Here is a 24,501-nt window from a genome sequence, read left to right on the forward strand (position 1 = left end):
ACGGATTGTGCGGTACGACCTTGGAGTATTAAATAAGTATGTCAATAAGAAAGGTAAGCACAATAAGGTTGTTAAGGCGTTACAGAAATCCAAGAAATATCTGGCACCTTTGTCGAGTAAGAAAAAAGGAAAGAAAAGATGGGCATCCAAGAGAAGAAAAGCTAAGAAGCATTTGAGTAAGACCAATTACAAAATATTTTCTGCAGTTGTAATTGGGAAAAAATTCAGGATGGGTCATGGGCAGAGCTTCTCATATAACCCCAAAGATGGCCGGTTATACAATGCGGCGCTCACAACCAAGCATGATAGTGGAAATTATCGTGAGTTTAATTTTCAAAAGATCAGTATGCACACCTTAGCACCGTCCAAGACGTGGCGCATGTTGGTCCGAGTGACCCATACTGTGAAATCTGTAGGACTTAAGTCTCGTCGAGTGAAAACGTATTTGCAGTTACACGATTTAACCTTTGATAAGGGAGGGCATTTCTACTTCACGGAGACGACAAAACGAATGCAGACCATGAAGAACAGAATATCGAAGTATAAGAAAGGTGGTTTTGAGCCGGGGAAGAGACATTATGGAAAGTACCGTAAGTCTCTGGGGGGACTAGTGACGATTTATCGTGGGACTATGGGTTCTTCGCCCAAGAAAGTTAAAATGGTAGTAAGAATATCTAATAGTATTGGTACCATGGGGCAAGGATTGGCATACAGTAAGGGACGTCTATTTTTGATTTATGATAATGCTTTTATGACCATGCCAGTAAAACATTTGAGTAAATTGACATTGAAGAAGATTAATTTTACGGTACTTAAAGCTGTTCATTATCGTGAATCCGAAGGAATGGGGATTACTAGTTCGGGTAAAGGGTATCTGATTATGAACAGACTGGCCGAAGCGGCGCGTTCAGAAAAGACAGTCAAGTAAGGAGCAGAAGGATGAGAAGTAAACGTGACTTTATTTTTATATTGATAGCGACTTTATTCGTTGCCGGCTGTTCGAGCGAAAGCAAGCCAGCCGTAGCGAACAGCTCCAGTGAAAAGTCAGTTCAGTCAGCTAAGACTAGTAGCGTGAAGAAAGCATTGCCAGTTGGAGAAATTATTTCTACCAAAACCAGTAATCCTAACATTGCTTATAAGATGGCAAGCAAACAGGTTAAGTTTTATCGCAGTCTAAGGGAGTTTGGGACTAAAGGTGGGGTGTACTCTGATTATACTAATGAAAAAGGTGACATCATTGGTGTTAATCGTGTTGTTACGACTACTAAGGGTGTGTATTATCATGTCATCAGGTATTCTGTCAGCGAAACTGGTGGTTTTGAGGGGAAAGGTAAACCGGATTCGTTAGGATATGTTGGTGGCCAATCTCTTCGGCCGTTCAAGACGATTAAGTCCGAATGGACATACGCTCATAAGCAGCCATACTACGTCGCCGATCCAAATAGTCATCGAATTTGGAACCGGCCGGCGTATACGGAAGCGTATACTTACATCACTCACGTCTTCGATCGGTTGACCACTCAACAGTTGTATGCGACCAAGGAACTGATTACGCATAAAGATTTGCATTATGTGTACTTAGAAACTGCGAAGGGACGAAAGTTAGGCTGGGTCTATAAGGCTCGGCATACACTTATTGCGGGAAAGTACCGTGATCCAGGGGAACAACTATTAGAGTTGAAGAAACACGAACATCTTGTCACCAAGGTTCAAAGCAAGAGGTCAACTGGAAATCGGGTTGGTGCGAATGATAGTTTGTCGTTACGACAACGCGTCTATTTAGTTAAAAATAAACGGCACCATATCGTTAGAGCTCTGGTTATCAGTATGGATAATCGGCCTACCAAGATTTACTTCCACAACGGACGAGCAGTTAAGATAAAGACATACAAATATCGGCGCACACTCTGGAAGTCGACAACCAATAAGAAAAAGTTACGGAGTAAGTATTTGGCCCAGCATGTGGGTTCTTACTTAAGTGTTGCCGCAATTAGTACTCACTTTTATGCTAGCAAGAGCAAGAAACTGGCCAAAGTCTTGACGTTAGGAGCAGATGGCTATGCTTATGTTTTGATTTACCGTAACGGTCAAGTGAAATTTGTGACTGGTGGTCAGAAAGATAATATTACGTATCCATATCATGAGTACGATTAGTTAACGAAATCAGACGGGACTGGTTATCGGCTCGAATTAGTTTTCCGAGTTCGTTGTAGTCTCGTTTACATAAGGTTATAGGATTCTAAGTTGAGGGGAAGAAAAATGAAGTATAAGGGTAATTATATTTTGGCATTGACAATGGCTTTATTCGTTGCCGGCTGTTCGAGCGAAAGCAAGCCAACCGTAGCGAGTAGCTCCAGTGATAAGCCGGTTCAGTCAGTTAAGACTAGTAGCGTGAAGAAAGCATTGCCAGTAGGAGAGATTATTTCCAGTAAGCCGAATGATCCCAATATTGCTTATAAGATGGCAAACAAACGGGTTAAGGTGTATCGCAGCTTAAGGGAGTTTGGAACCAAGGGGGGTGTATATGCTGATTACTTCAGTGTAGAGGGAGGAACTTTGGGAGTTGATCGGGTTGTTACAACTACTAAAGGGGTCTACTATCACGTTGTTCAATATACTGTAAGTGAAGCTCACGGCTTTGAAGGTAAGAAAAAGCCGGATTCTTTGGGGTACGTCGGCGGCCAGGCTCTTCGGCCGTTTAAAACAATTAAATCTGAATGGACGTACGCGCATAAGCAGCCATACTACGTCGCCGACCCAAATAGTCATCGAATTTGGAACCGGCCGGCGTATACGGAAGCGTATACTTACATCACTCACGTTTTCGATCGGTTGACCACCCAGCAGTTGTATGCGACCAAGGAACTGATTACGCATAAAAATTTGCATTATGTGTACTTAGAAACCGCAAAGGGACGAAAGCTAGGCTGGGTCTATAAGGCTCGGCATACACTTATTGCGGGAAAATACCGTGATCCGGGGAAACAACTATTGAAGTTGAGAAAACACGAACATCTTGTCACCAAGGTTCAAAGTAAGAAGTCAACGAAAAATCGGGTTGGTGTTAATGATAGCTTATCGTTACAGCAACGCGCTTATCTGGTTAAGAATCGGAAGAATCAGATTGTTAGAGTGCTGATTATCAGTATGGACAATCGCCCCACCAAGATTTACTTCCGTAACAGACGATCGGTTAAGGTAAAAACATACAAGTATCGGCGAACGCCCTGGAAATCGACAACCAACAAGAAAAAGTTGCGAACAAAGTATCTTGTGCAGCATGAATATGATTACGCAAGCGTTGATGGGACTCAAAACCGCTTTTACTCAATTAAGAATAAGAGATTAGTTAGATTGGAGACACTAGGCTTTGATGGCGGTGGGTACGTTGATGTTTATCGGAATGGTCATGTGAAGTTCTTTACGGATGTTGACGAGGAAAGTATTACTTACTCGATTAATGATTATAAGTAGATGAATTTATTGTCGATTGACAGTTGATTTTTTAACTGGGACGAGGGAATGGTAGGATGCAGAAGAAGACAATCGTGGCTTTGGTAGCGTTAGGCATCATTGTTGGTGGCTGTGCCAATAGTGCGTCACAGGGGCAAGGGGTGTCTGCTAGTAGCTCAAAAAGTACGCCAAGTAAGCAGCGCTCAGTAACTAAGACTTCGGCTAAGGCATCGCCAGTTGGTAAGGTCATTTCGACAGAGAAAATGAATCCCGACATTGGGTATAAGGTTGCCAATAAAAAGACAGTGTTTTACTACAATTTGAAGGATTACGGATCCAAAGATGGAATTATTTCTGATAATATTACTGCTCGAGGAAATATTTTTGGAGCAACAAAGAAGTATGTCACAACAACGGGAACGTACTATCGTGTATTCAGCTATGCAGCCAATGGATTTGAGAATGCTAGTAGTCCAGAAGGTTCTGCAGATTATGTCAGTGAGAATAACTTTGGTGTCGTTAAAGCTGATGGACTTAAAGAATTTACCACAATCACTTCGGAGTGGAACTACCAGGAAAAACAACCATACTACGTGGGCAATCCCTATGAGCACCGTATCTGGTCGGCGCCGGCCAATACTAAACATTACACCTACGTGTCGCACGTATTCGACCGTTTGGCAAGAACGCAGCTGTATGCAACCAAAGAATTGGTTAAATACAATGGCAGTCACTACGTTTACTTAAGTACGGCTAAGCGGCCATTAGGCTGGGTATACAAGTCACCCAAGACGCTGATTGCCGGCTATTATCGTGATCCTGGTCAGCAGCTCCTTAAACCCAAGGCTCATGAAAAAATGGTGGTGAAAAAGCAAAGCCGTGAGTCGGCGGGGACACGGGTGGACGTGAGCGATAGTACGGCGCTGCCACAACGGGTTTATCAGATCCGGAATAAGCGAAAGCATACTTTGCGAGTACTGACGATGGGAATGGACAATCGGCCAATCCGTATCGATTTCAAGCGTGGTAAGGCGGTCAAGGTACGGACCTTTGAGTATTGGCGCAAGCCTTGGAAGACCATCACCAATAAGAAAAAATTACGGACCCATTTTACCGTTTCCCATGACTTTGTCGAATCCTCATGGTCAACCGTGCACTTTTACAAGCATCAGAGCAAGAAGCTGGTTCGTGTGCGGACTTATGGAACTGACAGTCACGCAACCATTTGGATTTATCGGAATGGTAAGGTTGGGTTTAAGACCGTTATGCCAAAAGATATAGAGAGTTATCCACTGGCAAACTTTAAGTAGTCAGCTTATGACGTATCGTTGATGGGGCAAACTCAAAAATAAAGAATTTTGTTAACGAAAAGTACGCGCCACTCCGGTAGCGTACTTTTTCATTACCATCGAGATGCCAGTGGTCAGCAAGTCGATAGTACAGCCAGCACAGCTTTAAGCTGATCAAGAAGGCAACGGTCAAGATCGGCCATCATCAGTGGATTTTAAGAGTAACGTTTACGGTGGGCCAAAGGAAACGTACACGTATCCGCTGGCGGACTTTAAGTAAGCCCTGTCCAACCAGCCAATTCCTAATGCCGGTAATCCTCGGTAAAACCCAAAAGATTCTTCCCCAGTTTTTCCCGCAAATATGATACAATGAGGGCCGAATCATCCATTGGAGGGAATTAAATTAATTATGGCAGATGAAAGTAATGATCCGCTGTTTTTCCGACGTATTTTGATTACGATCGATGAGGATGACCGTCCATCGACCACCCGGGCCTTTCGGTTTGCGATGACCCTGGCGAAGGACTACGGCGCTCACCTGGGAATCGCTTCCGTCTTGGAAAGCAATGACATCAGCATTTATGAGTCACTGATGCCGGATAAGCTCAATGAAAAACGAGACCACTTGCGTCAGGTCGTTCGAGACTACGCCAAGCGTGCCGAGGCCTTTGGCGTTGAACAAGTGCGGCCCATCGTCGCGGAGGGCGGAGATGTGGACGACGTGATCTTGCAAAAGATCGTGCCCGACTTCCAACCCGACCTGATCGTATGTGGGGCCGATGTCGACTTTGCCAGCCACGGTAAGCCCGGAGCCATTGGCTTGCGGTTAGGCAAGAAGGCGGACGTGTCGGTCATCGTGATTCGCTAGGCGCAGCCGTAAATTTGTCGAAGCGAGAGACCATACAATTGTCGTTAGGCCGCGCGCTTCGGCTAGCTGAATTTGTGATACAAGAAGCGGGGCCAGGCGGTCAGCTGGTTTAAACGGAACCAGGTGCCTGGGGGCCCACGTTTCAGCCATTTAAAGGTGGCACACAGAGAGTTTGGGCGGCTTTGTCTGTCCCAAACTTTTTTGTTACCGTCGATTTGCGCAACCAAAAAGCGCCCAGGCAGGTTACGCCCAGGCGCCAGTCACCACGGTACGCGTGGTATAATTAAGACATTCATTTAACCATTAGAGGGGGAAACGCGCATGCCCACGTCTAAGATTCAAGGATTCTTGTTCGACCTACATGGGGTCATTGCCGACTCCTGGCAGTATCATTTAGCCTCCTGGCGAGCCATCGCTGCGGAATTGCACATTCCGTGGACCACGGCTTTGGCGGAGGTGTTGCCGGGGATGAGCCGGTTGGGGTCGCTACAAACGATTCTGGCCTCGGCCAATCGCCAAGGGGCGTTCGATGCGGCGCAGATGAAAGCCATCACCGATCACGAAAACGACCTGTACCGCCAATACGTCGCGGCCATGACGCCGGCCAATCGCTTGCCGGGTGTCACTGCCTTTTTGGACGAATTGGTGGCCGCGGGCTACCCCATGGCCTTGGCGTCGGCTTCGACCAATGCGCCAGCCGAGATTGCGCGTCTCCAGTTGACCGACTACTTTCCCCATATCGTGGCGGCCGGTAGCTTAAAGGCCAGCAAGCCGGCTCCCGACGTGTATTTGGCGGCCGCACGGTTGTTGCGGTTGGCCCCGACGCATTGCGTGGCCTTGGAAGACACCGTGACCGGCGTGCAAGCCGCTAAGACGGCCGGGTGCCTGACCGTGGCCATCAACGTTGACCCGCTACCGGGGGCCGACGCACAGTTGGCCAGTACGCGGGACCTCAGTCTGCCAGCCGTGCTGCGGGCACTCGGTCAGCCAGACGCTTGAGGACCAGGTCCTTTAAGACGACGGCCTGATTGTGGGTCTCATCTTTGGCGCCATAGAGGAAAATGACGTCTTGCTTAGCCAGCTGTGTCGCCACCAGGTTTAAGAAATCCGGTAAGGCTGGGTTGGCTGCGAGTTCCGCCAGGTATTTTTCTTGAAAGGCGGGGAACTTTTCGGGGTCGTGATTGAACCATTTCCGCAGCTCCGTCGACGGGCCCATTTCCTTTTCCCAGGACGCCAGTTGCGCGTTGACCTTAGAAATACCGCGGGGCCACAAGCGGTCGACCAACACGCGATAACCGGCTAGATCCGCGGGCTTTGTGTAAATACGTTCGAGTTTAATTGCCATAGTTGACCATCTCCATGAGTCAATTCTACCATAGTGAAAGGGAAGCGAGAAAAAACAATGACTACCACCTTAGCTGACTTCTTTACCGGCCGCCCGACGGCCCAGATTGCCCAGGACTTGTTGGGCCACGAATTGATCTACCAAACGTCCGCGGGGACCATGAGTGGTTGGATCGTTGAGGCCGAGGCTTATTTGGGTGAACAGGATACGGCAGCCCACGCCTTCAACGGCCGCTATACCGCAGCCAATGCGGCCTTGTACGATGCGCCGGGGACCATTTACATTTATATTCTCCGCGGGTACTACATGCTAGATGTGGCGACCCAGGCGGCCGGGACCCCTCAAGGAATCCTGATTCGGGGCATCGAACCCCATCAGGGACTGGCCCTCATGCAGCAGCATCGCGCCAAGCCCGTCCCGGATATCACCAATGGGCCGGGCAAATTAACGGCGGCGTTGGGTCTGCAATCGAAGGACTTGAACCGCACCATGCTGGGCGCCAACAATCTGACGATCACGGAACAGGCCACGCGTCACCCTAGAGTAGTGGCGGCCACGTCGCGCGTCGGCGTCAGCGCTGGTAGTTGGCAAGAGCGGCCCCTGCGCTACATCGTGGCCGGCAATCCGTTCGTTTCCGGCAGCCGCAAACGCGATTGGGACCGAGAACACCATGGGTGGCGGGCATAGCGCGGGTGATCGTGGGCCTGGACTAGTTGTTTTTTAGAGCAAACGGTCATCGGGCGGGTTACGCGTCTGTTTTTGGTAGAAGACTTCAGTTCGGCAGAAATCAGCTAGGCTTGCGCATCATTAATTGCTATAATTGACCTAGAATATTTTAAGGGATGGCACAATTCATGAACATTGATATCTTTATTGAAACGCGAAAACGACTTCATCTGTCCCAAGACCAATTGGCGCAAGGAATCTGTACCCAAGCGACATTGAGTAAATTTGAACGAAACGGGAAGGTCCCGTCACTCAAGATTCTCTTACAACTGTGTGACCGGCTTGAATTGACACTAAATGACCTCTTCCCCCTGAACCATGATGAGGACTCGGTGCGCTCCCAAGCCCTGGAACAGGCGGAATTCCAGCTGCTGGTGGGCGAGTATGACGCTGCTCAGGCCAGCCTCGACAAGCTGGGCGATCCCGCCAACGGTACGCTTAACTTTCAGATGCGCTACTACTTCATCCGCGGCTACGTCACGGCGTTGAATGGCGGCGCGATTGCCGATGCGCTCTACGACTTCTCGCAAATCTTGAACCGCTTCGATGAAGGTCATCACTCCATGTACTCCCTGTTGGCCTACACGGGGATGGGCGTGGCGTACAACCAGGACGGCGACCACATTCGGGCGGAATTTTACTTCAACAAGGTGGCTGGTGAGATCCACAACCTGACCTTCAAAAACAACCACAGCATTTGGCGGTCCCTGAACATCATTTACTACACTGGTCAGTTTTACGGGCAAACGGGCGACTTGCAGGCCAGCGATAAGCTGTTGAACTACGGCGTGGACGTGTGTGCCCGCTACCACGTGACCTATTATCTGGCGAAGATTCTGTACCAGCGGGCCCGCAACGCCCAGCAACAGGCGGGCGACCCGGCCAAAATCAAGCAAGACTTGCAGGATGCCGCGGCCTTTGCGCGGTTGAACAGCAACGAAAAATTGTTAAAACAGATTGCGGCGTTTCCGCAAGACTAAACGCGTGTGCGCCAAGGGGCGGTTACCCCTTGGCGCACGTTGCGGTCGTTTTCTGAAGGTTGAAAAACGAAAATCAGCGGGAACTATTGTTGTCATGCAATTCATGGCGTCAAAAATAGTCGTTTCCAGCTTCATAATGTGAACTGGCCGCCTACCGTTCGCCAAATATGGGTTGGAACGCTGGGGCGGACGGGCCGAGCCAAAGAGCGGTCTCGACGCCTCGCTTTGAGCCGAAGGTCGCGTCTCAAAGACGCCAGTTGCCTAAGCGGCATGAACCGCGCCGCTAAGGCAACTCCCACGGCTGAACCCATATTTGGCGAACTCTCGGCTAAGGTGGTACTTGCCAGTAGCAATCGTCTTAAACTAGATAGTAGTAGCTGCATTGACGACTGTCTTTCGTTAACACAGTGTTACTGATGACTGTCAACCTTGCCGGAGGCAGCCAGGGTGGAACCAGCTGTGTCGGCGGTGTTGGCTGAGGTTTTGTCTCAGCCTACAGCGCGGGACGACTTGAGAGACTGGCGAGTTTTGCCAGACTTTCAAGCGAACCGGAAGACCGCCCCTCAGGCTGGAGGTGTTCCCCAGAGCAGGTGGAACCCTGGCTGACGCAGGCGCCTGGTTTCACCAATTTTAGATGTCAGAACACCGTCATTACGGCAATTAGAGTTTCAGCCTTCAGTCATTTTAAAGTTGACGCATAAGGGCCTGGGAAATTTTCCCAGACCCTTTTTTCACGCTGATTTTTTTAAAGAAAGGGTTAAGAACCGAATAATGGGGGTCACAAAAAGCGATTTCATTTCGTTAGTAACTGTATGGGGACCTAACGAACGGTGCCGTCTACCGCGTGTCTATGTCGCGAACGCCAGGCAATCAGCCCAGTGGACGTGGTTAGTACGGTTTAACGCCGAAGTGTACGGCCGCAGCGCCCAGGTTGAATTGTTGGTAGTGGACTTGGGACAACCCTGCCGCTGCGAACATGTCCGCCAGTTCACGCACGGACACGAAACGGTGCGTGGACTGTTGGAGGTAGTTGTAGGCCTGATAGTGATGGGCCAAGCGTCCCATCAGAGGGACCACGTGGCCGAAGTACACTTGCCAGCCGACGTGAATCACGGGATTGGTCGGCTGTGACGTTTCCAAGCACACAACCTGACCGCCAGGCTTGACCACCCGGGCCATTTCACGTAAAACCTGGTTGGCGTCCGGCACGTTGCGCAGGCCAAAGCCAATCGTGACGACGTTGAAGTGATTATCCGGGTAGGGCAGGTGCATGGCGTCACCTTGACGGAGGGTGATGCGGTTGGCCAGGTCAGCGGCGCGGACTTTGCGGTCGGCCTCGCGCAACATGACGTGACTAAAGTCCAACCCCACCACATGACCGCGGGGACCGACTGCCTTCGCCAAGGCCAGGGTCCAATCGCCAGTGCCACAGCACAGGTCCAAGGCAAAGTCGCCGGCGTGAAGCGTCATGGCGCGCATAACCTGTTGGCGCCAGAGCCGGTGGGTCCCCAGGCTGATGACGCTATTCATTTGGTCGTATTGTGGTGCGATGTGGTTAAAAATATCTTGCACCGTGTCTTCCGGTGTGTGATTGGTTAAAGTCATGGTGATGCCCCCTAGGTAAGTTAGGTTTAGTGTGCAGCTAAAGGTTGAGAATCAAAAAAAGCGGCTAGAATTAGTGGTTGTCAGCTGGCTTTCGACCAATACAGTGTTACTGATAAACGTCAACTTGCCGGAGGCAGCCAAGGTGACCCTGCTTTCTAGCTGATTTTTGTCTACTAACCTTCAGTGTAAAACAAAAGCGCCAGGAAATGAACCAAATCCTGACGCCAATGGTTAAGTTTTACAGCAGGTACTTCTTGTCGATCTCGTCGCCTTGGGAGGTCAAGATCTTGGGACCGTCATCCGTGATGACCAGCGTGTGTTCGTATTGTGCGGACAGTGAGCCATCAGCCGTGACGTAGTATTCCCAGGATTTGTCGGCCGTTTCCCGAGAAGCGATTTCCCAGGTTCCCAGGTTGATCATGGGTTCGATGGTGATGGTCATACCGGCGCGTAACCGCAGCCCCTTACCAGCTTCCCCGTAGTTCGGGACGTTAGGTTGTTCGTGCATGGTCGGTTGAATGCCGTGACCAATCAATTCGCGAACGTCACCCATGTGTTCTTGGCCTTCGGTGTAGGCTTGGATGGCGTGGCCAATGTCACCGATACGGTTGCCGACAACGGCTTGGTCGATGCCCAGGTACAAGGACTTCTTGGTGACGTCCATCAGGTGTTGGGCTTCCGGACTGATCTTGCCTACCGCGTAGGTCCAGCAAGAGTCGCTTTCAAAGCCATCCAGGTTGACCGTCATATCCACGGCCACGATGTCGCCTTCCTTTAACAACAGTTCCTTGCGGGGGATGGCGTGGGCGACTTCATCGTTCACGCTGACGCAAGTGGCGTATTTGTAGCCTTCGAAGCCCTTTTCGGAAGGCGTAGCGCCATGTTCTGCAATATATTTATTGGCGAAACGTTCGATTTCCCAGCTGGAGATACCAGGTTTGATGATGTCCCGTAAGCCCTTGTGGACACCAGCTAAAACGGCACCGGACTCCGCCATTTTTTTAATTTCACGGTCTGATTTAATTGTAATCAATGTGTGACCTCCTAAAATTTTTAACTACTTCTAATGTACACCTATTTTCCCCGTTCGGCGAATGACTGGGTCAAAACTTTTCGTCGCGAGGCAATCTCCCAGCAAAAAAGCCCAGCACACCCTGGCGCTCGGCTTAAAAAACTAGGCCTTCAGGCTGGTAATCTTACCGGCGTTGACCTGGTCTAAGATGCGTTTGGCTTCCGTGATCCGGGCATCGCACAAAAAATTCATGGCGTTGTCTTTTTCCTGCTTGGCCCGGTCCATTTGTTCCGTGAGAAACTCGATTTCATCGGTTAAATATGCTACTAAGTCCATGGTTTTGCCCTCAATTCTTTCCGGAGTTCGCAACGAGTGCTGCGGTGATTAACCCTATTGTAACAAAGATTGCCCAATAAGTAACTTCGTTCAACAGGTGGCGTGCGTTTGGTTTACAGCGACGCGGAAAAGGACTAGGATAGAAGTCAGTTAATAATGTTTCTAAAGTGGGAATGAGGAGTGAGTTACATGGCAGAACAGCCAATCGATTTACAGGGGCGGCCTTACAGCCACCTGGCCTTTATCTGGACGTTGCTAGCGGGGACGTTCACCATGTCCATCAGTCAATCATCGCTATCGACCGCGTACCCGACGTTAATGAAGTACTTTAACGTGCCGGCGTCGACGGTCCAGTGGCTGACTACCGGCTTCATGCTGGTGATGGTGGTCATGATGCCAGTCAGTCCCTGGTTGTTAAATAACATCCGCTTTCCAGTCTTGTTTGTGAGCGTCCTGGCGTTGTTTGACGTCGGCACGTTCATCATTTACCTGGCGACCAGCTTTCCGCTGATGATGCTGGGACGGGTGATGGAGGCCATGGCGGTCGGCATCATGTTTCCGTCCTACCAAACGGTCATGTTGCGAATCACGCCGGAAGCACAGCGGGGCAGTGTCATGGGCTTCGCTGGCCTGGTCATGGGCTCGGCGTTAGCGGTCGGTCCCATCATCTCGGGAATCGTCTTGCGTTACACGACTTGGCAAGGGCTGTTCGTGGTCTTCATGGTCATCATCACCGTGGTCTTCGTGATTGCGTTAAAGACGGTCAAAGACGTGATGCCGCAGCACAAGGCGCACTTGGATTACTGGTCCGTCCTCAGTAGTGTCGGCTTCATCGGGATTCTCTACGTGGTCAACCAAATCGGCAAGACGGCCGTGAACTGGGGGGCCATGGGGGCGTTACTGGCCGTTAGTCTCTTGGCCGTGGCCTACTTCGTTTACCGGCAATTTCACGTGGCGACGCCGTTACTGGATCTACGGGTCTTGAAGACGTTTAACTTCGATCTGGCCGTCCTGTTGACGGGGGCATCTTACATTGCCCTGATCGTCGTTACCATCATCTTCCCGTTGTACTATCAGGGAGTCTTAGGCATTTCGCCATTTGCTTCCGGGATGGCACTGGTTCCCGGGGCGGTCGTCTTGAGTCTGTTGAATCCGTTGACTGGGAAATTGGCCGACAAGATTGGCTTTAAGGCTACCATGTTGACGGGGATGACCATGATCGTCTTGGGCTGGCTGTGGCTGACCCTGGTCACCAGTCAACAGTCCTTAGTGGCGATGATTCTTACGGCCGCTTTGATTGAGGGTGGCAATGCCTTCGTCATGATGCCAGCGGTCACGTTGGGCGCCAATTCCTTGCCCGACCAACTGATCTCCCACGGGACGGCGGTCATTACGACCGTTCGGCAGATCTTAGGGTCGACCGGGGTCGCCGTCGCCACGTTGATTCTTGCGATGGTCACGGCTGATCACCTCAAGGTCGCGGGTCACGCCGCCGCTAATTTGGCCGGCTACCACGCCGTCTTCGTCACCTTCTTGGCCGTCGCCGTGGTCGGCTGGATCTTCGCGGCCATGTTGCGCGATGGGCGGAAACAACAAGCCTAAAATGGTAACCATTAAAAAGGAACGAACCTCCACACAAGAGATCCGCTCCTTTTTGCTTCCGCTAATCCACGCGTTCAAAGACCTCGCAAAAACAGGGGATTTGTTCGTTAAACGTCCGGCCCACGGCTTGATATTCCGCGGTGAAAAAGTCACGGTGGCCTTGCCGCCAGCTGGTCAAAGTCCGGTCGTTCTCACCTTCGTGATAGGCATGTTCTTGGGTGACCTGATCAAACGCAACGACCTCGGTCACCTTGGTTTGGGTGATACACACCGGCTGGTCGTGGCCGTCTAAGATAACGTTATATTCCCCCACGTAGGGCAACGGCTCGTCGGCTTCGTACAGCTCGAGGGCCGAAGTGGTGGCTGTCTTGCGACCGATTTTGACCAGGTGAGCCAAAGCGTCAGCGTCACTGCCAAACGCATAGGTGTCGTGATGATTAGTCGTGACTTCTGGGTGAGCGTTTTTAAACTGTTGCCAAAAAATTTCTACGTCCATGAGAAGGCCTCCTCGTATGTATTGAGAATACTATACGCCACTGGGATGGGGAGGTCCAATATTAAATTTGTTGTGGCATGATTATAACTACATTAATAATATACATGCTGGACTAAGTCTGCTGTTAGCAGTATGATAGTGCTGTTGTTAGTCGTTGATGGCAATCGAAGAGGGGAAGAGACACATGCGACCACTGATTAAGCGTCTGTTATTGAGCAGTACCTTCATGGGGTTGGGACTGGGCGGTTTTCCGCCAGTTTACCGCTACCATTCTGCCGTGTAACACCAAAAAATCCCGCCAATGCTGGCATCGCTACCAACATCAACGGGATTTTAATGGCTATTCGATTAATGTGTTTCCGCAAAGCCGCGGCGGCCGCCGGGCTTAGGGATTTGGTTTTGCATCATCACGCTGAAGCCACCGTCAATGGCGAGGCCGGTAGCGTTGATGTAGCTGGACCGGTCGCTGGCCAAAAATAAGATAGCGTTCGCAATGTCGTCGGTGGTCCCAATACGCTTGCTGGCAGTCAGGGACTTGCGGCCATTTTCCACCTCTGGATCCGCGTAGAAGGCTGCCGACATGGGCGTCTTGACCAGGCACGGTTCGAGGACATTACTGCGGATGCCGAACATTCCCCATTCAGCCGCCACCTGCTTGGAGAGCATGTTAACGCCAGCCTTACTGGTGCTGTAGGCGCCACTGTAGGTTTCGGGGATGTCACTGGCCACTGTGGAGATGTGGACGAAGGTGCCGTGCTTTTGGGCAATCATGAGCTTACCGAATTCATGGGTAATCAGGTAGTAGCCGTTTAAGTTGACGTCTAAGACTTGTTTCCAAGTGGCGTAGTCCAGGTCTTCCAAGGGATCGAACTTGAGAATACCCGCGGTGTTGATGACCACGTCAACGTGACCAAAGGTATCCTTAACTTGATCGACGGCGCGCTGGACGCTGGCTTCCTTGGTCACGTCACAGGTGACTGCCAGTCCAGCAATGTGATCCTCATTAATCAGGGTGGTCACCAGTTCCGCCGTTTTGTCTTGATCCATATCCAGGGCGACGACGGTGGCGTGCTGTTCCGCCAGAGCCTCACAAATTTTAGTGCCCATACCACCGACCGCGCCGGTGACGACACAGACTTTTTCTGCTAATCCTAACCAATCTGCCATGTGTTTTTCCTCCTCTAAAGTGCCATATCTTTTAAGGGCATCGTTTGTCCCGTCCACAACTTGAAGGCCGCAGCGCCTTGGTTCAGCAGCATGCCTTGCCCGTTGATGACGTGTGCCACGTGGGCTTGGTTAGCCACGCTCATCAGCTTGGTCACACTCGGCGCATAGACGGTGTCAAAGACCGTCATGTCGGCATGGAACCAACTGGGATCGTCCACCAAGGTCTGGTCGACCAATTTGCCCATGCCCAGGCCGGTCGCGTCGGTGTAGACGTCACTTTCGCTGAGTTTTTGTTTAAATTGGTCCCGGTCTTCCAGTGGATAGAAAGTCGCGTGGCAATCGGTCTGGTCATTGATGATTTGGACGATCTTTTTAGCGTTGGCCACGGACGGGTCGTTGATGTTGAAGACGTTGAGCGTCGTTAAGCCGGAGAGGGCCGCCTGAATCGCAATGGGTGTCCCGGCACCCCCGACGCCAGCCAGCGTCATGGTCTGGCCGGTCAAGTGTACGCCGTCGTCTTTTAGTGCCTCCACGAAGCCGATACCATCGGTGGTGTAACCGGTCAGTTCGCCGTCGTGGTTGACCACGGTGTTGACGGCACCGACCAGTTCTGCGGTTTTGTCGAGGTGGTCCAGGAGCGGAATGATCGCTTGCTTGAACGGCATGGAGACGCTGGCTCCCAGCATTTTAAAGGCGCGCAGGGCGTTGACGGCAGCGGGGAGTTGGTCTGGGTCAACGTCAAATGCCAGAAAGCGCGCGTTGATATCGTCCAGGTCAAAGGCCGCATTGTGCATGGCAGGAGACTTTGAGTGTCCTGCCGGGTGGGCAATCAGGCCCACTAATTTAGTATGTCCATCAATTTCCATGAGATTACTTCCTTTGATTATGGGTTAAAGTTCGTTTCTCAGCCAGAAAGATTAGTCGGTAGGGGCTGGTGTGTGCTTACCGATGCCTTGGTGAATCAGGTACAGGTCAATCAGAATCCCAATGACGGCCACGCCAATGGCAACTAAGTAAGAGCCGTAGTAGGCGTGGGTCCCGGCGCCGGCATTCATGGAGAGCGTCGCGATTTGTGGGCCAATCAGCGCCCCAATCGCGTAGCCGAAGAACATGATGCCGTAGTTGGTACCGGAGAATTTCTGGCCAAACGTCTTACCGGTCAAGGTGGGGAAGACGACCAGCACGCCGCCAAAGGATGCCCCCAAGACAATCAAGAAGATGGTGAAGATGGAAATGTTGGTGGCCAAGCGCAGACCGGCCAGGCCGATGATGGTCAGGCATAAGATGACCAGTAACGTGCGAGTCTCGCCTAATTTATCGACGGCCCGCCCCGTGATCATCCGACCGAAGAAGTTTGCCAGGGTGTTGACGACCACGAAATTCGCTGCCACGATGGGGGTCAATTGCAGCTGAATCTGCGCGATGGAAGACAGCGACCCAATCAACATGATACCGGCCGTGCAGGCAATCGCAAACAGTAAGAGTAATAGCCAGAAGTTTAATGACCCCATCATTTGCTTAGGGGATTGACCGGTCGTGGCCGGTGCGGGTTGATTGGTGTCTTGCGCCGGTGTTTCTGGAGAAGCCATTAGCCAACCGACCAGCCAGATCAACGCCAGATAGGCAATCCCAATCGGCATCAAGCCGTTGGCGCCCATGGTATCACAGAGCCAAGCACCGGCCTTGGCCAAGACCAGCGGCCCGAGCGAAGCGGCGCCTAACAACAGGCCAGAAATCGTCCCGCGCTTTTCGGGGAACCATTTCAGCGTCGTCAATAGCGAAGGGTTGTACAACAGACCGTTGCCGCTCCCGGCGAGGATGCCGATGGAGAAGTACAGGAACCAAATGTTGTGAGCGAAGGCCCCGAGAAACCAGCCGAGGCCAAAGATAAAGCCACCGACGTACATCAGTTTCTTGGGAGAAGAGTGGTCAATGATGCGCCCGGACAGGATCCCGAAGGCCGCCATAAAGAATTGATAGATCGTCAGGGTCAGGGCCACCTGTGAGGCCGTGGCACTGGTGGCTTTCACCAAAGTGTCGGCGAAGACAGAAAACGCTGCGGATGCGGAACAGCAGAAGATGATGATAAAGGCCGCGGTAAAGATGAGCCGTCGGTGGCCGGATACTGGAGTTGTGTGAGTTGCTTCCATGATTGAACACCGCCTTGAATAGAATAGGAATTGAATAAGTTCAAATTAGAAAACGTTTTCTACGCCCTTTATGTTAAGGTGGAGGAGGGAAAAATACCACTACCGATTGGTCAACGATTCATAGTCTATGCCTATAGATTGTGAAAGATAGAACAGAGGGACGAACATGAACCTAAATCAATTACGCTACTTTGAATGTGTCGGGCGGTTGGAGAACTACACCCAGGCGGCCCAAGAGTTGCGAGTCAGTCAACCGAGTCTGACGACCGCAATTCATAAATTAGAAGACGAGTTAGATTTGCCGTTATTTGTCAAACAAGGGCGCCACATTGTGCTAACATCCACAGGTGGGCAGCTCCTGCAAGTGGTCCAACAAAGCCTACAGACGCTAGATGACGGGATAACTCGGCTTCAGGCGGCCCATGCCACGCAGCCGGTGACGTTGCGGGTCGGCTGTATCCCCACGGTGATTGGGACCTATTTGCCGCGCGTCTTGCATCAATTTGAACAAGCCCACACCCAGCAGGTCCGCTTCGAGCTCCACAGTGTGACCACCGAAAAGATTCAGACTGGGTTGGCCGCCAAGCAATATGACCTGGGCATCGCCGCCACGGACAGTCGCGCGGCCGGCGTGCTGTATCAGCCGTTACTCAAGCAGGCCTTCATCGTCATCGTGGCGCCCGACCATCCCCTTGCCGCTAAGCCGCGGTTGGATTTGACGGACCTGGCAGCGTATCCGGTGTTGACCTATACGCCCGACCTATTGATTGGCCAAAAAGTCCAGCGCACCTTGCGCCGGCAGGGCGTGGCCGACCAGCTACAGGTCGACGCGGCCTATCCCGATGAGATCTCGATCGCCGGGATGGTTCAAGCCGGTTCGGCCGTCGGGTTGGTCGCAGACACCTTGTACCTGGAGGCTTTTGACGTGGTCAAGATTCCGGTCAACGTACCCGAAGACTTGCGGGTCATCTACGCCATGTACCGCGCGGATAATCCGCAACACGACACCTTGCGTCAGCTGTTCCAGGTTTTTCGGTCAGCGGGGCAAAAATAGGAGGCAGTGGTGCTGGACCGGCTTATTGGTTGGTTGCAGTGGTGGCGTTACCGACCGTTGCCCCACGTCGCTAACGATTGTTGCGGCCGGAAGCACAGGGGGTGTGAGCGAATTGGCGTGACTGATGGGCTGGTTTTTAGGTGCCGGTCGATTTTGACGAAGTTGCTTCCCACCGGGACGGATTTAGGCTAGAATGATGTATTAAGGTCAACGCCGATTGATTTTGGCGGTACTGGCTGATCGACTGTCGTCAGTGTCCGCTGGCCAGTCGACCAGCAGCGATAGGGGCTACATAATTTGAAAGGGGTTTTTAGCATGCAAACACCGAAACCGATTGATTTAGCCGCGTTTTACGCGAACCCAGACCGGAGTGTGGCGGTGCTCAACTATAACGCCCGCTTCATCACCAGCATTTTTGATTTGGTCAACAGTCAGGAGCTCGCCAGCTTCGTGCGGCTGTTCTTGGATGAACAACGCGATAAGGTGCCCGCCGACGCGGATCCGGCCGGCACGTTTAATCTGGTTTCACCGGAGACGTATTTGGACACGGTCAAGGCCATTTTGACCGATCAGCCGAACGCTACCCGTCAGTTCCCGGCAAGTGAAGTCTTGGCCAGCATCGAAGACCTGTACTCGTATTACCGGACGTATCTGCGGGTCGCTACGATGACAGTCCGACAAAATGATGTGGTCAGCAGTGAATTTATGACGATCGACCAACATTTTAATGACTTAGTCATTCGGCTGTACCGGACGATCGAAGAAAAGCTACAGGGACACGCCAACCACGTTTATCGGCAAATCAGCGCCGGGTCTAGTGCGTGTGTCCTGCTGGAACAGGTCAAGTGGCCAGAACCGGCCGGCTACGAAAAGCTGAAAAATATTCGCTTCATCAGTCGCTTGATGTTGCGGCCACCAATGATGCTGCACACCAAGAGCAACAAGCGTAAGGGGCTGTTCACGGCGACCAAGGTCAACCCGCTGGACAACTTCCAGGGGACCGAAGACGATTGGTTCTGTTACCCCGCCAAGATTGGCGAGAGCCTGGCGTACATTTACTTTCACCGGGATTACTTGGCTTCCGGGATTGCGCTGGCTAACTTGTTCCAGTTGGCCGATAGCCAGGAAATCGCTGGGCAAAAGCCCGACTTGGTCCTGTTATTTGGGACACCCGGCGTTGCCAGTGATGACCAACCGGAAAACGGCCACTATTTCTACGACGCCGCCAATGGCATCTACGTCGGCCAAGTGCCGTACAATGACCAGACGACTTACTTCGGATACATGAAGAAGATGTGCTTGACGCTGCACAATCTCCACATGATTGCGGAAAAGAAGCTGCCAATCCACGGTTCAATGGTCAAGATTACCTTTGCCAACGGGAAAACCAAGACGGTGGTCTTCTTCGGCGATTCCGGGGCCGGCAAGTCCGAGTCCATCGAGGCTCTGCAAAATGTGGCCGACGAAGAAATCGTCAACATCGAAACCATCTTCGATGACATGGGGAGCTTCACGCTGGCTGACGGCAAACTCTACGCCCAAGGCACGGAGACCGGGGCCTTTGTCCGCTTGGATGACCTGAGTAGCGAAGTGGCCTTCAACAACATGGACCGGGGGGTATACATGAACCCCGAGCAAAAGAACGCGCGGGTCATCATCCCGGCCAATACCTGGTCACGCATCGTGGCGCACCACGAAATCGACATGTGGGTCTACGCCAACAACTATGATGACGCCATCGGCATTCACCGGTTTACCGACCAGGAATCTGCCAAGGCAACCTTCGTGGCCGGCAAGCGAAAGGCGCTGGGCACCACGGATGAGGTGGGGATGAGCACGACGTTCTTCGCCAACCCATTCGGCCCTGTCCAAGAACAGGCGGCCACTAAGCCGGTGATCGACGCCGTCTTCGACCAACTGTTCCACGACGACGTCTACGTGGGCGAAATCTATACCCACCTAGGCAACGACAAGTCCCAAGACAAGCTGAACGAATCGGCGCGGGAATTGTTGCAAGTCTTGTTGAAAATGTAGCTGAAGGGTGAAAGCAGTATTAATGCATTGATTGTTGGAGTAGCGGTTTTCTAACAACTCAGATTGGGGAAACCAGGCGCCTGCGTCAGCCAGGGTTCCACCTGCTATGGGGAACGCCTGCAGCCTGAGGAGCGGTCTTCCGGCTCGCTTGAGAGCCTGGCAAAACCGGCCAGTCTCTCAAGTCGTCCCGCGCTGTAGGCTGAGACAAAACCTCAGCCAACACCGCCGACACAGCTGGCTCCACCCTGGCTGCCTCCGGCAAGGTGATGCCTATCAATAACATTGTGTTAAGGATAGAACTGTTGTCAATGCAGCTATTACTTGTTGGCGCACATTTCGGCAACGAGGCCACTTTGAGACGTGGGCTTCGGCTCAATGCGAGGTGTCGCGACCGCTCCTTGGCTCGATCTGTCCCAGCGTTCCAACTTATACTTGGTGAACGGTAGGCGGATGATTCTTGTCATGAAGCAGATAACAACTAAACTTAACGTGATGAGCCGCATGGTACCAATGATTTTAGCCGGTTTTGTTTTAAACTTCAGAAATATAATTACACAGAGTCCGGGCCGAGTGCCTGGGCTTTTTTGGTGACTTAAGGTTGGGGAAAATGGGGTGTTTGAACACACCCCTAAACGGCTAAGCCACTATTGGCATTTTCACTAAACGAACCGTCACGGGCTATTTCACAACGCTGGCAATTCAGGTAAGCGGGACTATGCTGAGGGTATCAAAGAAGGTGATGGCGGTGCGCAATACAAAACAATTAGGCCAATCGCTGCGCCACGACCTGGTGGGGTACGCCGAGGCCTTGCCGTTATTGGTGGGACTGTTGTGGCTGACGGGGCGCTTAACACTGAGTCCGGCGCTGTTTGCTTGGAACGAGGTGTCCTGGTACTGGGTCTGCAGCTACCTGACCTTTCCGGGGGCCGTTAGCCAGGTTAAGCGGTGGCAACGCGAGGTTCAGTCGTCACAAGGAACCCCCCGAATAGGCAGTGATGTTGCGGCAGGGGCACTCGTTTTCTTGACTGCGCCCCTGATTGTGATCGGCAATCTGCTGGTACCACTGGTAGGCTGATGTATGAGGCGGTATGGGCAATCAGGAGTTTCCTGGAAACGCAAAAAACGGTAGACGACAAGCACGGCGCTTGTTCGTCTATCGTTTTTTAATTGTTATTTAAATCTAAAGAGGCGCCTTGATGGATTGGCTGGCTACCAGACCAATACTAAGTTCATGATATGCACCCAATCTCGCCGGAGTCAGCTAGGGGTGGAGCCAGCTGTGTCGGCCCAGTTAGCTGGCGTTTTTGGCCAGGTTACTGGGCGGGACGACTTCAGAGACTCGCGTTCTTTGCGAGGCTTTGAAGCGAACCGGAAGCCCGCTTCTGGGCTGCAGGTGGTCCCCATAGCAGGCGGAACCCCTAGCTGACGCAGGCACCTGGTTTCGCCAATGTATCTAAATTTAGTTGAATTGCGCCAGCAGAGCCGTCATAAAGGCTTGGGCATCGCCGACGTAGCCGTAATCCGCCACGTCAAAGATCGGCGCATTTTCATCGGCGTTGACCGCAACGATGGTCTGGGAATCTTGCATGCCGACCAGGTACTGAACGGCGCCGCTGATCCCGAAGTTGACGATCAGTTCGGGGTGAATGGTGTTACCACTCTGGCCGATTTGGTCGTCGTGGGTGAAGCGCGGTTGGTCCGTCAGTGGCCGGGAGACCCCGATGCGACCGCCGAGCTTTTCCGCGAGCTTCGTGGCGCTGTCGATGGTGGCCGCACTAGCCGCACCACGACCTAACGCCACAACGCGACTGGCATCGCCGACCGTGGTGGCCGTGTTGACCACCGGTGTGGCTGCCGTGACGTGGAGGCGGTCAACGGGGTGGAAGGTCACGGGACTGTCCATCACCGTGGCCGCACCGGCTGCCGGCGCCGCCACGAAGGTGTTGGGCCGGACCGTGGCCATTTGGGGCCGGTGGTCGGGACAAATGATTTCACACATGATGTTGTCCCCATAGGAAGGCTTGGTGGCGACCAGGGTCTCGTCGTCGAAACGCAGGTCCAGGCAGTCGGCCGTCAAGCCGGTCTGGAGCTTAGCTTGCAGCCGGGGAGCAATCGAACGGCCGGTGATGGTGGCGCCGAAGAGAATCGAGTTGGGTTGGTATTGATCGACCAACTGCTTGATGGCGTCGGCGAGTTCGGCGTCCGTGGCGGTCGGGAAGCGGTCGTCGCGGGCGATGCGAATCTCATCTGGGCCGTAAACGCTGAGTTCATCTTCCAAATGATCGGTGGTGGCTTCTAGTAGGATGGCTACGACGCTGAAATGGTCGCCGGCTAATCCTTTGGCCTTAGTAATCAATTGTTGGGTCGTGGGTTCCACGTGATCTAAGCGGCGTTCCGCAATGACCCATAATTCTGGTTTTGACATAGCAGCTTCCTCCTTAGATTAATTGCCGGTTCTTCAGAGCCGTGATCAGTTGACTGGCGGCGTCACTTGGCGTCCCGGTCAGTGGGGTCAATTCGCGCTTAACGGGTTCTGGCGCGTAGACCTTGGTGACGATGGTCGGCGAGCCGGCTTGCCCCAACCGCGAATCGTCGAGGTCCAAATCATCATGGTGCCAAACGGTCAGCGGCTTGGCGAAACTCAGTTGAATGTTACGCGGCGTGGGGTAACGGGGCGTATTGAGTTCGCTACGGACACTGACAACGGCGGGCAGTTGGGCGACTAGCGTTTGCTTGGTGTCTTCTAACAGGCGTTCGGCCGTGACCTCGTTGGCGCCACTGAGTCGCAGACTGGCGGCGTAGGTGATTTGCGGTTGGTGGAGAAATTCGGCTACGATGGGACCCACCTGACCGGTATCGGCATCGACGGCTTGGCGACCAAATAAAATCAGGTCGGCGTCGCCAATTTTCTTCAAGGCCTGGGCAATCACGTAGCCCGTGGCCAGGGTGTCGGCCCCAGCAAAAGCGCGGTCAGACAACAGGTAGCCTTCATCGGCCCCCATGGCCATGCCTTCACGCAGGGATTCGGCGTAGTCGTCGGGTCCCATGGTCAGCAGAGCGACTTGCACGTCGTCACGGCTATCTTTTAAGGTCAAGGCCAGTTCGATGGCGTTCTTGTCAAAGGGATTCATCACGCCCGCCAGACCGCGCCGGTCCAGGTTGTGCGTGACCGGGTCGATTTTGACGTCGTTGGTTTCGGGAACTTGTTTGATACAAACCACAATTTTCATGGGGAACCTCCTATTTGTTAAATTCAGCGGTGGCGATGGCGGAGCGCATCTTTTCGACGGTACCTTCCGCAATCTCCATGGCCCGGGCGTCGCGAATCAGGTGTTCAACCGGATATTCACGGCTGTAGCCATAGCCGGCCAGGATCTGGAGCGTGTCGTCACCGGCACTAACGGCGGCCCGGGAACCGTGGGCTTTGGCCATCGCGGCTTCTTCGCTGTACGGTTGCCCAGCGGCCTTGAGTTGTGCGGCGCGTTGGTACAACAATTTGGTCGTTTTCTTGCGCAAGGCGATGTCCGCCACTTTGCGGTGGGTGACTTGCAGGTCGGTCAACGGCGTGTTGCCGGCCTTACGTTCCTTGGCGTAGTCGGTCGCAATTTTTAATTCGTGTTCCATGATGCCGGTCAAAACCGCTCCCATTAAGATGCGGGCGTCGTCGTGGGCGGAGTCACCAATGAGACCACCGTCGCCGACTTTTCCCAGCAGATGGTCATCGTCGACAATGATGTGGTCCATCACGATTTCGCCGACCGGGGTGCCGCGCAGGCCGATGAAGTCTTCGCGTTTCCCAAAGGAGAACCCGGGCATGTCTTGATCGACCACGAAGACAGATAATTCGTGAGGCGCGGTCTTGACTAAGACGCAGTAGACCTCGGCCAACCCGCCGTTGGTGATCATGATCTTATCGCCGTTCAAGACCCAGTGATTTCCTTCACGAGTAGCGGTGGAACTGATGCCCATCGGATTGGATCCCCCGGATGCTTCGGTCATGGAAAAGGCAAAGATCCGTTCGGTCGCGCTCGGCAGTAATTGTTGCTGCAGCGCGGGGGTCCCGAACTTTAAGATTTGATCGATCGTCTTGAAATGGCCTTCCAGGGTGACTGCTGTGCTGGCGTTGCCCCGGGCGATATGGTTCAAGACCGTCGCCGTGACCTCGGGCCCAAAGCCGGCGCCACCGAATTCTTGGGGTAGCATGATGCCGAGAAATCCAGTCTCGGTCAGCTTGGCGAGAAACCCTTCAGGGAAGTCACCCGCGGCATCCATGGCCATATCTTGGGGACTGATTTCCCGTTGCGTATAGTCGTCGACCATTTGAAGCAAAAGCTTCTCGGCGGCAGCAGTTGTAGATGGCATAAATATTTCCTCCTTATTGAAC

22 protein-coding genes and 1 pseudogene are annotated in these 24,501 nt (G+C 52.6%); 12 read left to right on the top strand and 11 right to left on the bottom strand.

The genetic code is table 11. The features are described from left to right. From LKH74_RS06960 to LKH74_RS06985, 6 genes and pseudogenes are all read left to right on the top strand, one after another. Positions 1–928 (top strand): annotated as a pseudogene (locus LKH74_RS06960) (hypothetical protein); the annotation flags it as partial. Positions 929–939: 11 nt separating this feature from the next. Then, positions 940–2,154, top strand: coding sequence for a hypothetical protein (locus LKH74_RS06965; RefSeq protein WP_287708066.1), 1,215 nt, complete (start codon positions 940–942; stop codon positions 2,152–2,154). 105 nt (positions 2,155–2,259) lie between these two features. After that, positions 2,260–3,474, top strand: coding sequence for a hypothetical protein (locus LKH74_RS06970; protein WP_287788850.1), 1,215 nt, complete (start codon positions 2,260–2,262; stop codon positions 3,472–3,474). Positions 3,475–3,530: 56 nt separating this feature from the next. Then, positions 3,531–4,763 (top strand): hypothetical protein, encoded by a 1,233-nt coding sequence (locus LKH74_RS06975; protein ID WP_287708068.1) that lies wholly within the window; start codon positions 3,531–3,533, stop codon positions 4,761–4,763. A gap of 388 nt (positions 4,764–5,151) precedes the next feature. Further along, positions 5,152–5,610, top strand: coding sequence for a universal stress protein (locus tag LKH74_RS06980; RefSeq protein WP_135366875.1), 459 nt, complete (start codon positions 5,152–5,154; stop codon positions 5,608–5,610). Between the two features lie 321 nt (positions 5,611–5,931). Continuing rightward, positions 5,932–6,609 (top strand): HAD-IA family hydrolase, encoded by a 678-nt coding sequence (locus LKH74_RS06985; protein WP_287708069.1) that lies wholly within the window; start codon positions 5,932–5,934, stop codon positions 6,607–6,609. Here the strand turns inward: LKH74_RS06985 and LKH74_RS06990 are convergent. Beyond that, positions 6,563–6,955 carry a DUF488 domain-containing protein gene (locus LKH74_RS06990; RefSeq protein ID WP_287708070.1) on the bottom strand — a complete coding sequence of 131 codons (393 nt, stop codon included), beginning with the start codon at positions 6,953–6,955 and terminating at the stop codon, positions 6,563–6,565. The two genes, LKH74_RS06985 and LKH74_RS06990, sit on opposite strands and share 47 nt — an antisense overlap. A gap of 57 nt (positions 6,956–7,012) precedes the next feature. On the opposite strand from LKH74_RS06990, the gene LKH74_RS06995 reads away from it, so the two are divergent. Further along, positions 7,013–7,642 carry a DNA-3-methyladenine glycosylase gene (locus LKH74_RS06995; protein WP_287708071.1) on the top strand — a complete coding sequence of 210 codons (630 nt, stop codon included), beginning with the start codon at positions 7,013–7,015 and terminating at the stop codon, positions 7,640–7,642. 167 nt (positions 7,643–7,809) lie between these two features. Next, entirely contained in the window at positions 7,810–8,661 is an 852-nt protein-coding gene (locus LKH74_RS07000; RefSeq protein WP_287708072.1) for a helix-turn-helix domain-containing protein, read from the top strand. A gap of 888 nt (positions 8,662–9,549) precedes the next feature. Here the strand turns inward: LKH74_RS07000 and LKH74_RS07005 are convergent. The 3 genes from LKH74_RS07005 to LKH74_RS07015 form a co-directional block, all read right to left on the bottom strand. Continuing rightward, positions 9,550–10,266: a demethylmenaquinone methyltransferase gene (locus LKH74_RS07005; RefSeq protein WP_287708073.1), complete on the bottom strand. Its 717-nt coding sequence runs from the start codon at positions 10,264–10,266 to the stop codon at positions 9,550–9,552. A gap of 238 nt (positions 10,267–10,504) precedes the next feature. After that, the gene (gene map / locus LKH74_RS07010) at positions 10,505–11,299 is read right to left on the bottom strand and encodes a type I methionyl aminopeptidase (protein WP_135366869.1); all 795 of its coding nucleotides are present in this window, start codon (positions 11,297–11,299) and stop codon (positions 10,505–10,507) included. A gap of 141 nt (positions 11,300–11,440) precedes the next feature. After that, complete coding sequence (locus LKH74_RS07015; RefSeq protein ID WP_164505563.1) at positions 11,441–11,614, bottom strand: hypothetical protein; 174 nt, start codon at positions 11,612–11,614, stop codon at positions 11,441–11,443. A 189-nt stretch (positions 11,615–11,803) separates the two neighbouring features. Between LKH74_RS07015 and LKH74_RS07020 the strand changes: the two genes are divergently transcribed. Continuing rightward, positions 11,804–13,216: an MFS transporter gene (locus LKH74_RS07020; protein ID WP_135366868.1), complete on the top strand. Its 1,413-nt coding sequence runs from the start codon at positions 11,804–11,806 to the stop codon at positions 13,214–13,216. 61 nt (positions 13,217–13,277) lie between these two features. Here LKH74_RS07020 and LKH74_RS07025 read toward each other — a convergent pair whose 3' ends face one another. The 4 genes from LKH74_RS07025 to LKH74_RS07040 all read right to left on the bottom strand — a co-directional run bounded on the left by LKH74_RS07025 (position 13,278) and on the right by LKH74_RS07040 (position 17,029). Beyond that, entirely contained in the window at positions 13,278–13,712 is a 435-nt protein-coding gene (locus LKH74_RS07025; protein ID WP_287708074.1) for an ASCH domain-containing protein, read from the bottom strand. Between the two features lie 348 nt (positions 13,713–14,060). Continuing rightward, on the bottom strand, positions 14,061–14,879 hold the full coding sequence (locus LKH74_RS07030) for an SDR family NAD(P)-dependent oxidoreductase (protein ID WP_287708075.1): 819 nt from the start codon (positions 14,877–14,879) through the stop codon (positions 14,061–14,063). Between the two features lie 14 nt (positions 14,880–14,893). Continuing rightward, complete coding sequence (locus tag LKH74_RS07035) at positions 14,894–15,745, bottom strand: quinate/shikimate dehydrogenase (RefSeq protein ID WP_287708076.1); 852 nt, start codon at positions 15,743–15,745, stop codon at positions 14,894–14,896. Between the two features lie 51 nt (positions 15,746–15,796). Further along, on the bottom strand, positions 15,797–17,029 hold the full coding sequence (locus LKH74_RS07040; RefSeq protein ID WP_287708077.1) for an MFS transporter: 1,233 nt from the start codon (positions 17,027–17,029) through the stop codon (positions 15,797–15,799). A gap of 166 nt (positions 17,030–17,195) precedes the next feature. Between LKH74_RS07040 and LKH74_RS07045 the strand changes: the two genes are divergently transcribed. The 3 genes from LKH74_RS07045 to LKH74_RS07055 all read left to right on the top strand — a co-directional run bounded on the left by LKH74_RS07045 (position 17,196) and on the right by LKH74_RS07055 (position 21,192). Further along, a complete protein-coding gene (locus tag LKH74_RS07045) occupies positions 17,196–18,083 on the top strand; it encodes a LysR family transcriptional regulator (RefSeq protein WP_287708078.1) in 888 nt (295 codons plus the stop codon). Positions 18,084–18,398: 315 nt separating this feature from the next. Next, entirely contained in the window at positions 18,399–20,117 is a 1,719-nt protein-coding gene (locus tag LKH74_RS07050; RefSeq protein WP_135366862.1) for a phosphoenolpyruvate carboxykinase (ATP), read from the top strand. A 745-nt stretch (positions 20,118–20,862) separates the two neighbouring features. After that, positions 20,863–21,192 carry a hypothetical protein gene (locus LKH74_RS07055; RefSeq protein ID WP_287708079.1) on the top strand — a complete coding sequence of 110 codons (330 nt, stop codon included), beginning with the start codon at positions 20,863–20,865 and terminating at the stop codon, positions 21,190–21,192. A 384-nt stretch (positions 21,193–21,576) separates the two neighbouring features. Here the strand turns inward: LKH74_RS07055 and LKH74_RS07060 are convergent, their stop codons facing one another. Genes LKH74_RS07060 through LKH74_RS07070 form a run of 3 tightly spaced genes read right to left on the bottom strand, consistent with a single transcriptional unit; the run spans position 21,577 to position 24,479 of the window. Then, entirely contained in the window at positions 21,577–22,542 is a 966-nt protein-coding gene (locus LKH74_RS07060; protein WP_287708080.1) for an electron transfer flavoprotein subunit alpha/FixB family protein, read from the bottom strand. 13 nt (positions 22,543–22,555) lie between these two features. After that, complete coding sequence (locus LKH74_RS07065; protein ID WP_135366859.1) at positions 22,556–23,347, bottom strand: electron transfer flavoprotein subunit beta/FixA family protein; 792 nt, start codon at positions 23,345–23,347, stop codon at positions 22,556–22,558. 10 nt (positions 23,348–23,357) lie between these two features. Next, positions 23,358–24,479, bottom strand: a complete 1,122-nt coding sequence (locus tag LKH74_RS07070) for an acyl-CoA dehydrogenase family protein (RefSeq protein WP_287708081.1) — start codon at positions 24,477–24,479, stop codon at positions 23,358–23,360. Between the last annotated feature and the right edge of the window lie 22 nt (positions 24,480–24,501).

It is taken from the genome of Levilactobacillus sp., assembly GCF_022646225.1.
Lineage (GTDB): Bacteria > Bacillota > Bacilli > Lactobacillales > Lactobacillaceae > Levilactobacillus > Levilactobacillus suantsaiihabitans.

Coding starts and splice junctions, on each gene's coding strand:
- LKH74_RS06975 (WP_287708068.1), top strand. CDS start 3,531: ATGCAGAAGAAGACAATCGTGGCTTTGGTAGCGTTAGGCATCATTGTT.
- LKH74_RS07035 (WP_287708076.1), bottom strand. CDS start 15,745: ATGGAAATTGATGGACATACTAAATTAGTGGGCCTGATTGCCCACCCG.
- LKH74_RS07050 (WP_135366862.1), top strand. CDS start 18,399: ATGCAAACACCGAAACCGATTGATTTAGCCGCGTTTTACGCGAACCCA.
- LKH74_RS06985 (WP_287708069.1), top strand. CDS start 5,932: ATGCCCACGTCTAAGATTCAAGGATTCTTGTTCGACCTACATGGGGTC.
- LKH74_RS06970 (WP_287788850.1), top strand. CDS start 2,260: ATGAAGTATAAGGGTAATTATATTTTGGCATTGACAATGGCTTTATTC.
- LKH74_RS06995 (WP_287708071.1), top strand. CDS start 7,013: ATGACTACCACCTTAGCTGACTTCTTTACCGGCCGCCCGACGGCCCAG.
- LKH74_RS07030 (WP_287708075.1), bottom strand. CDS start 14,879: ATGGCAGATTGGTTAGGATTAGCAGAAAAAGTCTGTGTCGTCACCGGC.
- LKH74_RS06965 (WP_287708066.1), top strand. CDS start 940: ATGAGAAGTAAACGTGACTTTATTTTTATATTGATAGCGACTTTATTC.
- LKH74_RS07005 (WP_287708073.1), bottom strand. CDS start 10,266: ATGACTTTAACCAATCACACACCGGAAGACACGGTGCAAGATATTTTT.
- LKH74_RS07000 (WP_287708072.1), top strand. CDS start 7,810: ATGAACATTGATATCTTTATTGAAACGCGAAAACGACTTCATCTGTCC.
- LKH74_RS07065 (WP_135366859.1), bottom strand. CDS start 23,347: ATGAAAATTGTGGTTTGTATCAAACAAGTTCCCGAAACCAACGACGTC.
- LKH74_RS06980 (WP_135366875.1), top strand. CDS start 5,152: ATGGCAGATGAAAGTAATGATCCGCTGTTTTTCCGACGTATTTTGATT.
- LKH74_RS07020 (WP_135366868.1), top strand. CDS start 11,804: ATGGCAGAACAGCCAATCGATTTACAGGGGCGGCCTTACAGCCACCTG.
- LKH74_RS07040 (WP_287708077.1), bottom strand. CDS start 17,029: ATGGAAGCAACTCACACAACTCCAGTATCCGGCCACCGACGGCTCATC.
- LKH74_RS07025 (WP_287708074.1), bottom strand. CDS start 13,712: ATGGACGTAGAAATTTTTTGGCAACAGTTTAAAAACGCTCACCCAGAA.
- LKH74_RS07070 (WP_287708081.1), bottom strand. CDS start 24,479: ATGCCATCTACAACTGCTGCCGCCGAGAAGCTTTTGCTTCAAATGGTC.
- LKH74_RS07060 (WP_287708080.1), bottom strand. CDS start 22,542: ATGTCAAAACCAGAATTATGGGTCATTGCGGAACGCCGCTTAGATCAC.
- LKH74_RS07045 (WP_287708078.1), top strand. CDS start 17,196: ATGAACCTAAATCAATTACGCTACTTTGAATGTGTCGGGCGGTTGGAG.
- LKH74_RS06990 (WP_287708070.1), bottom strand. CDS start 6,955: ATGGCAATTAAACTCGAACGTATTTACACAAAGCCCGCGGATCTAGCC.
- LKH74_RS07015 (WP_164505563.1), bottom strand. CDS start 11,614: ATGGACTTAGTAGCATATTTAACCGATGAAATCGAGTTTCTCACGGAA.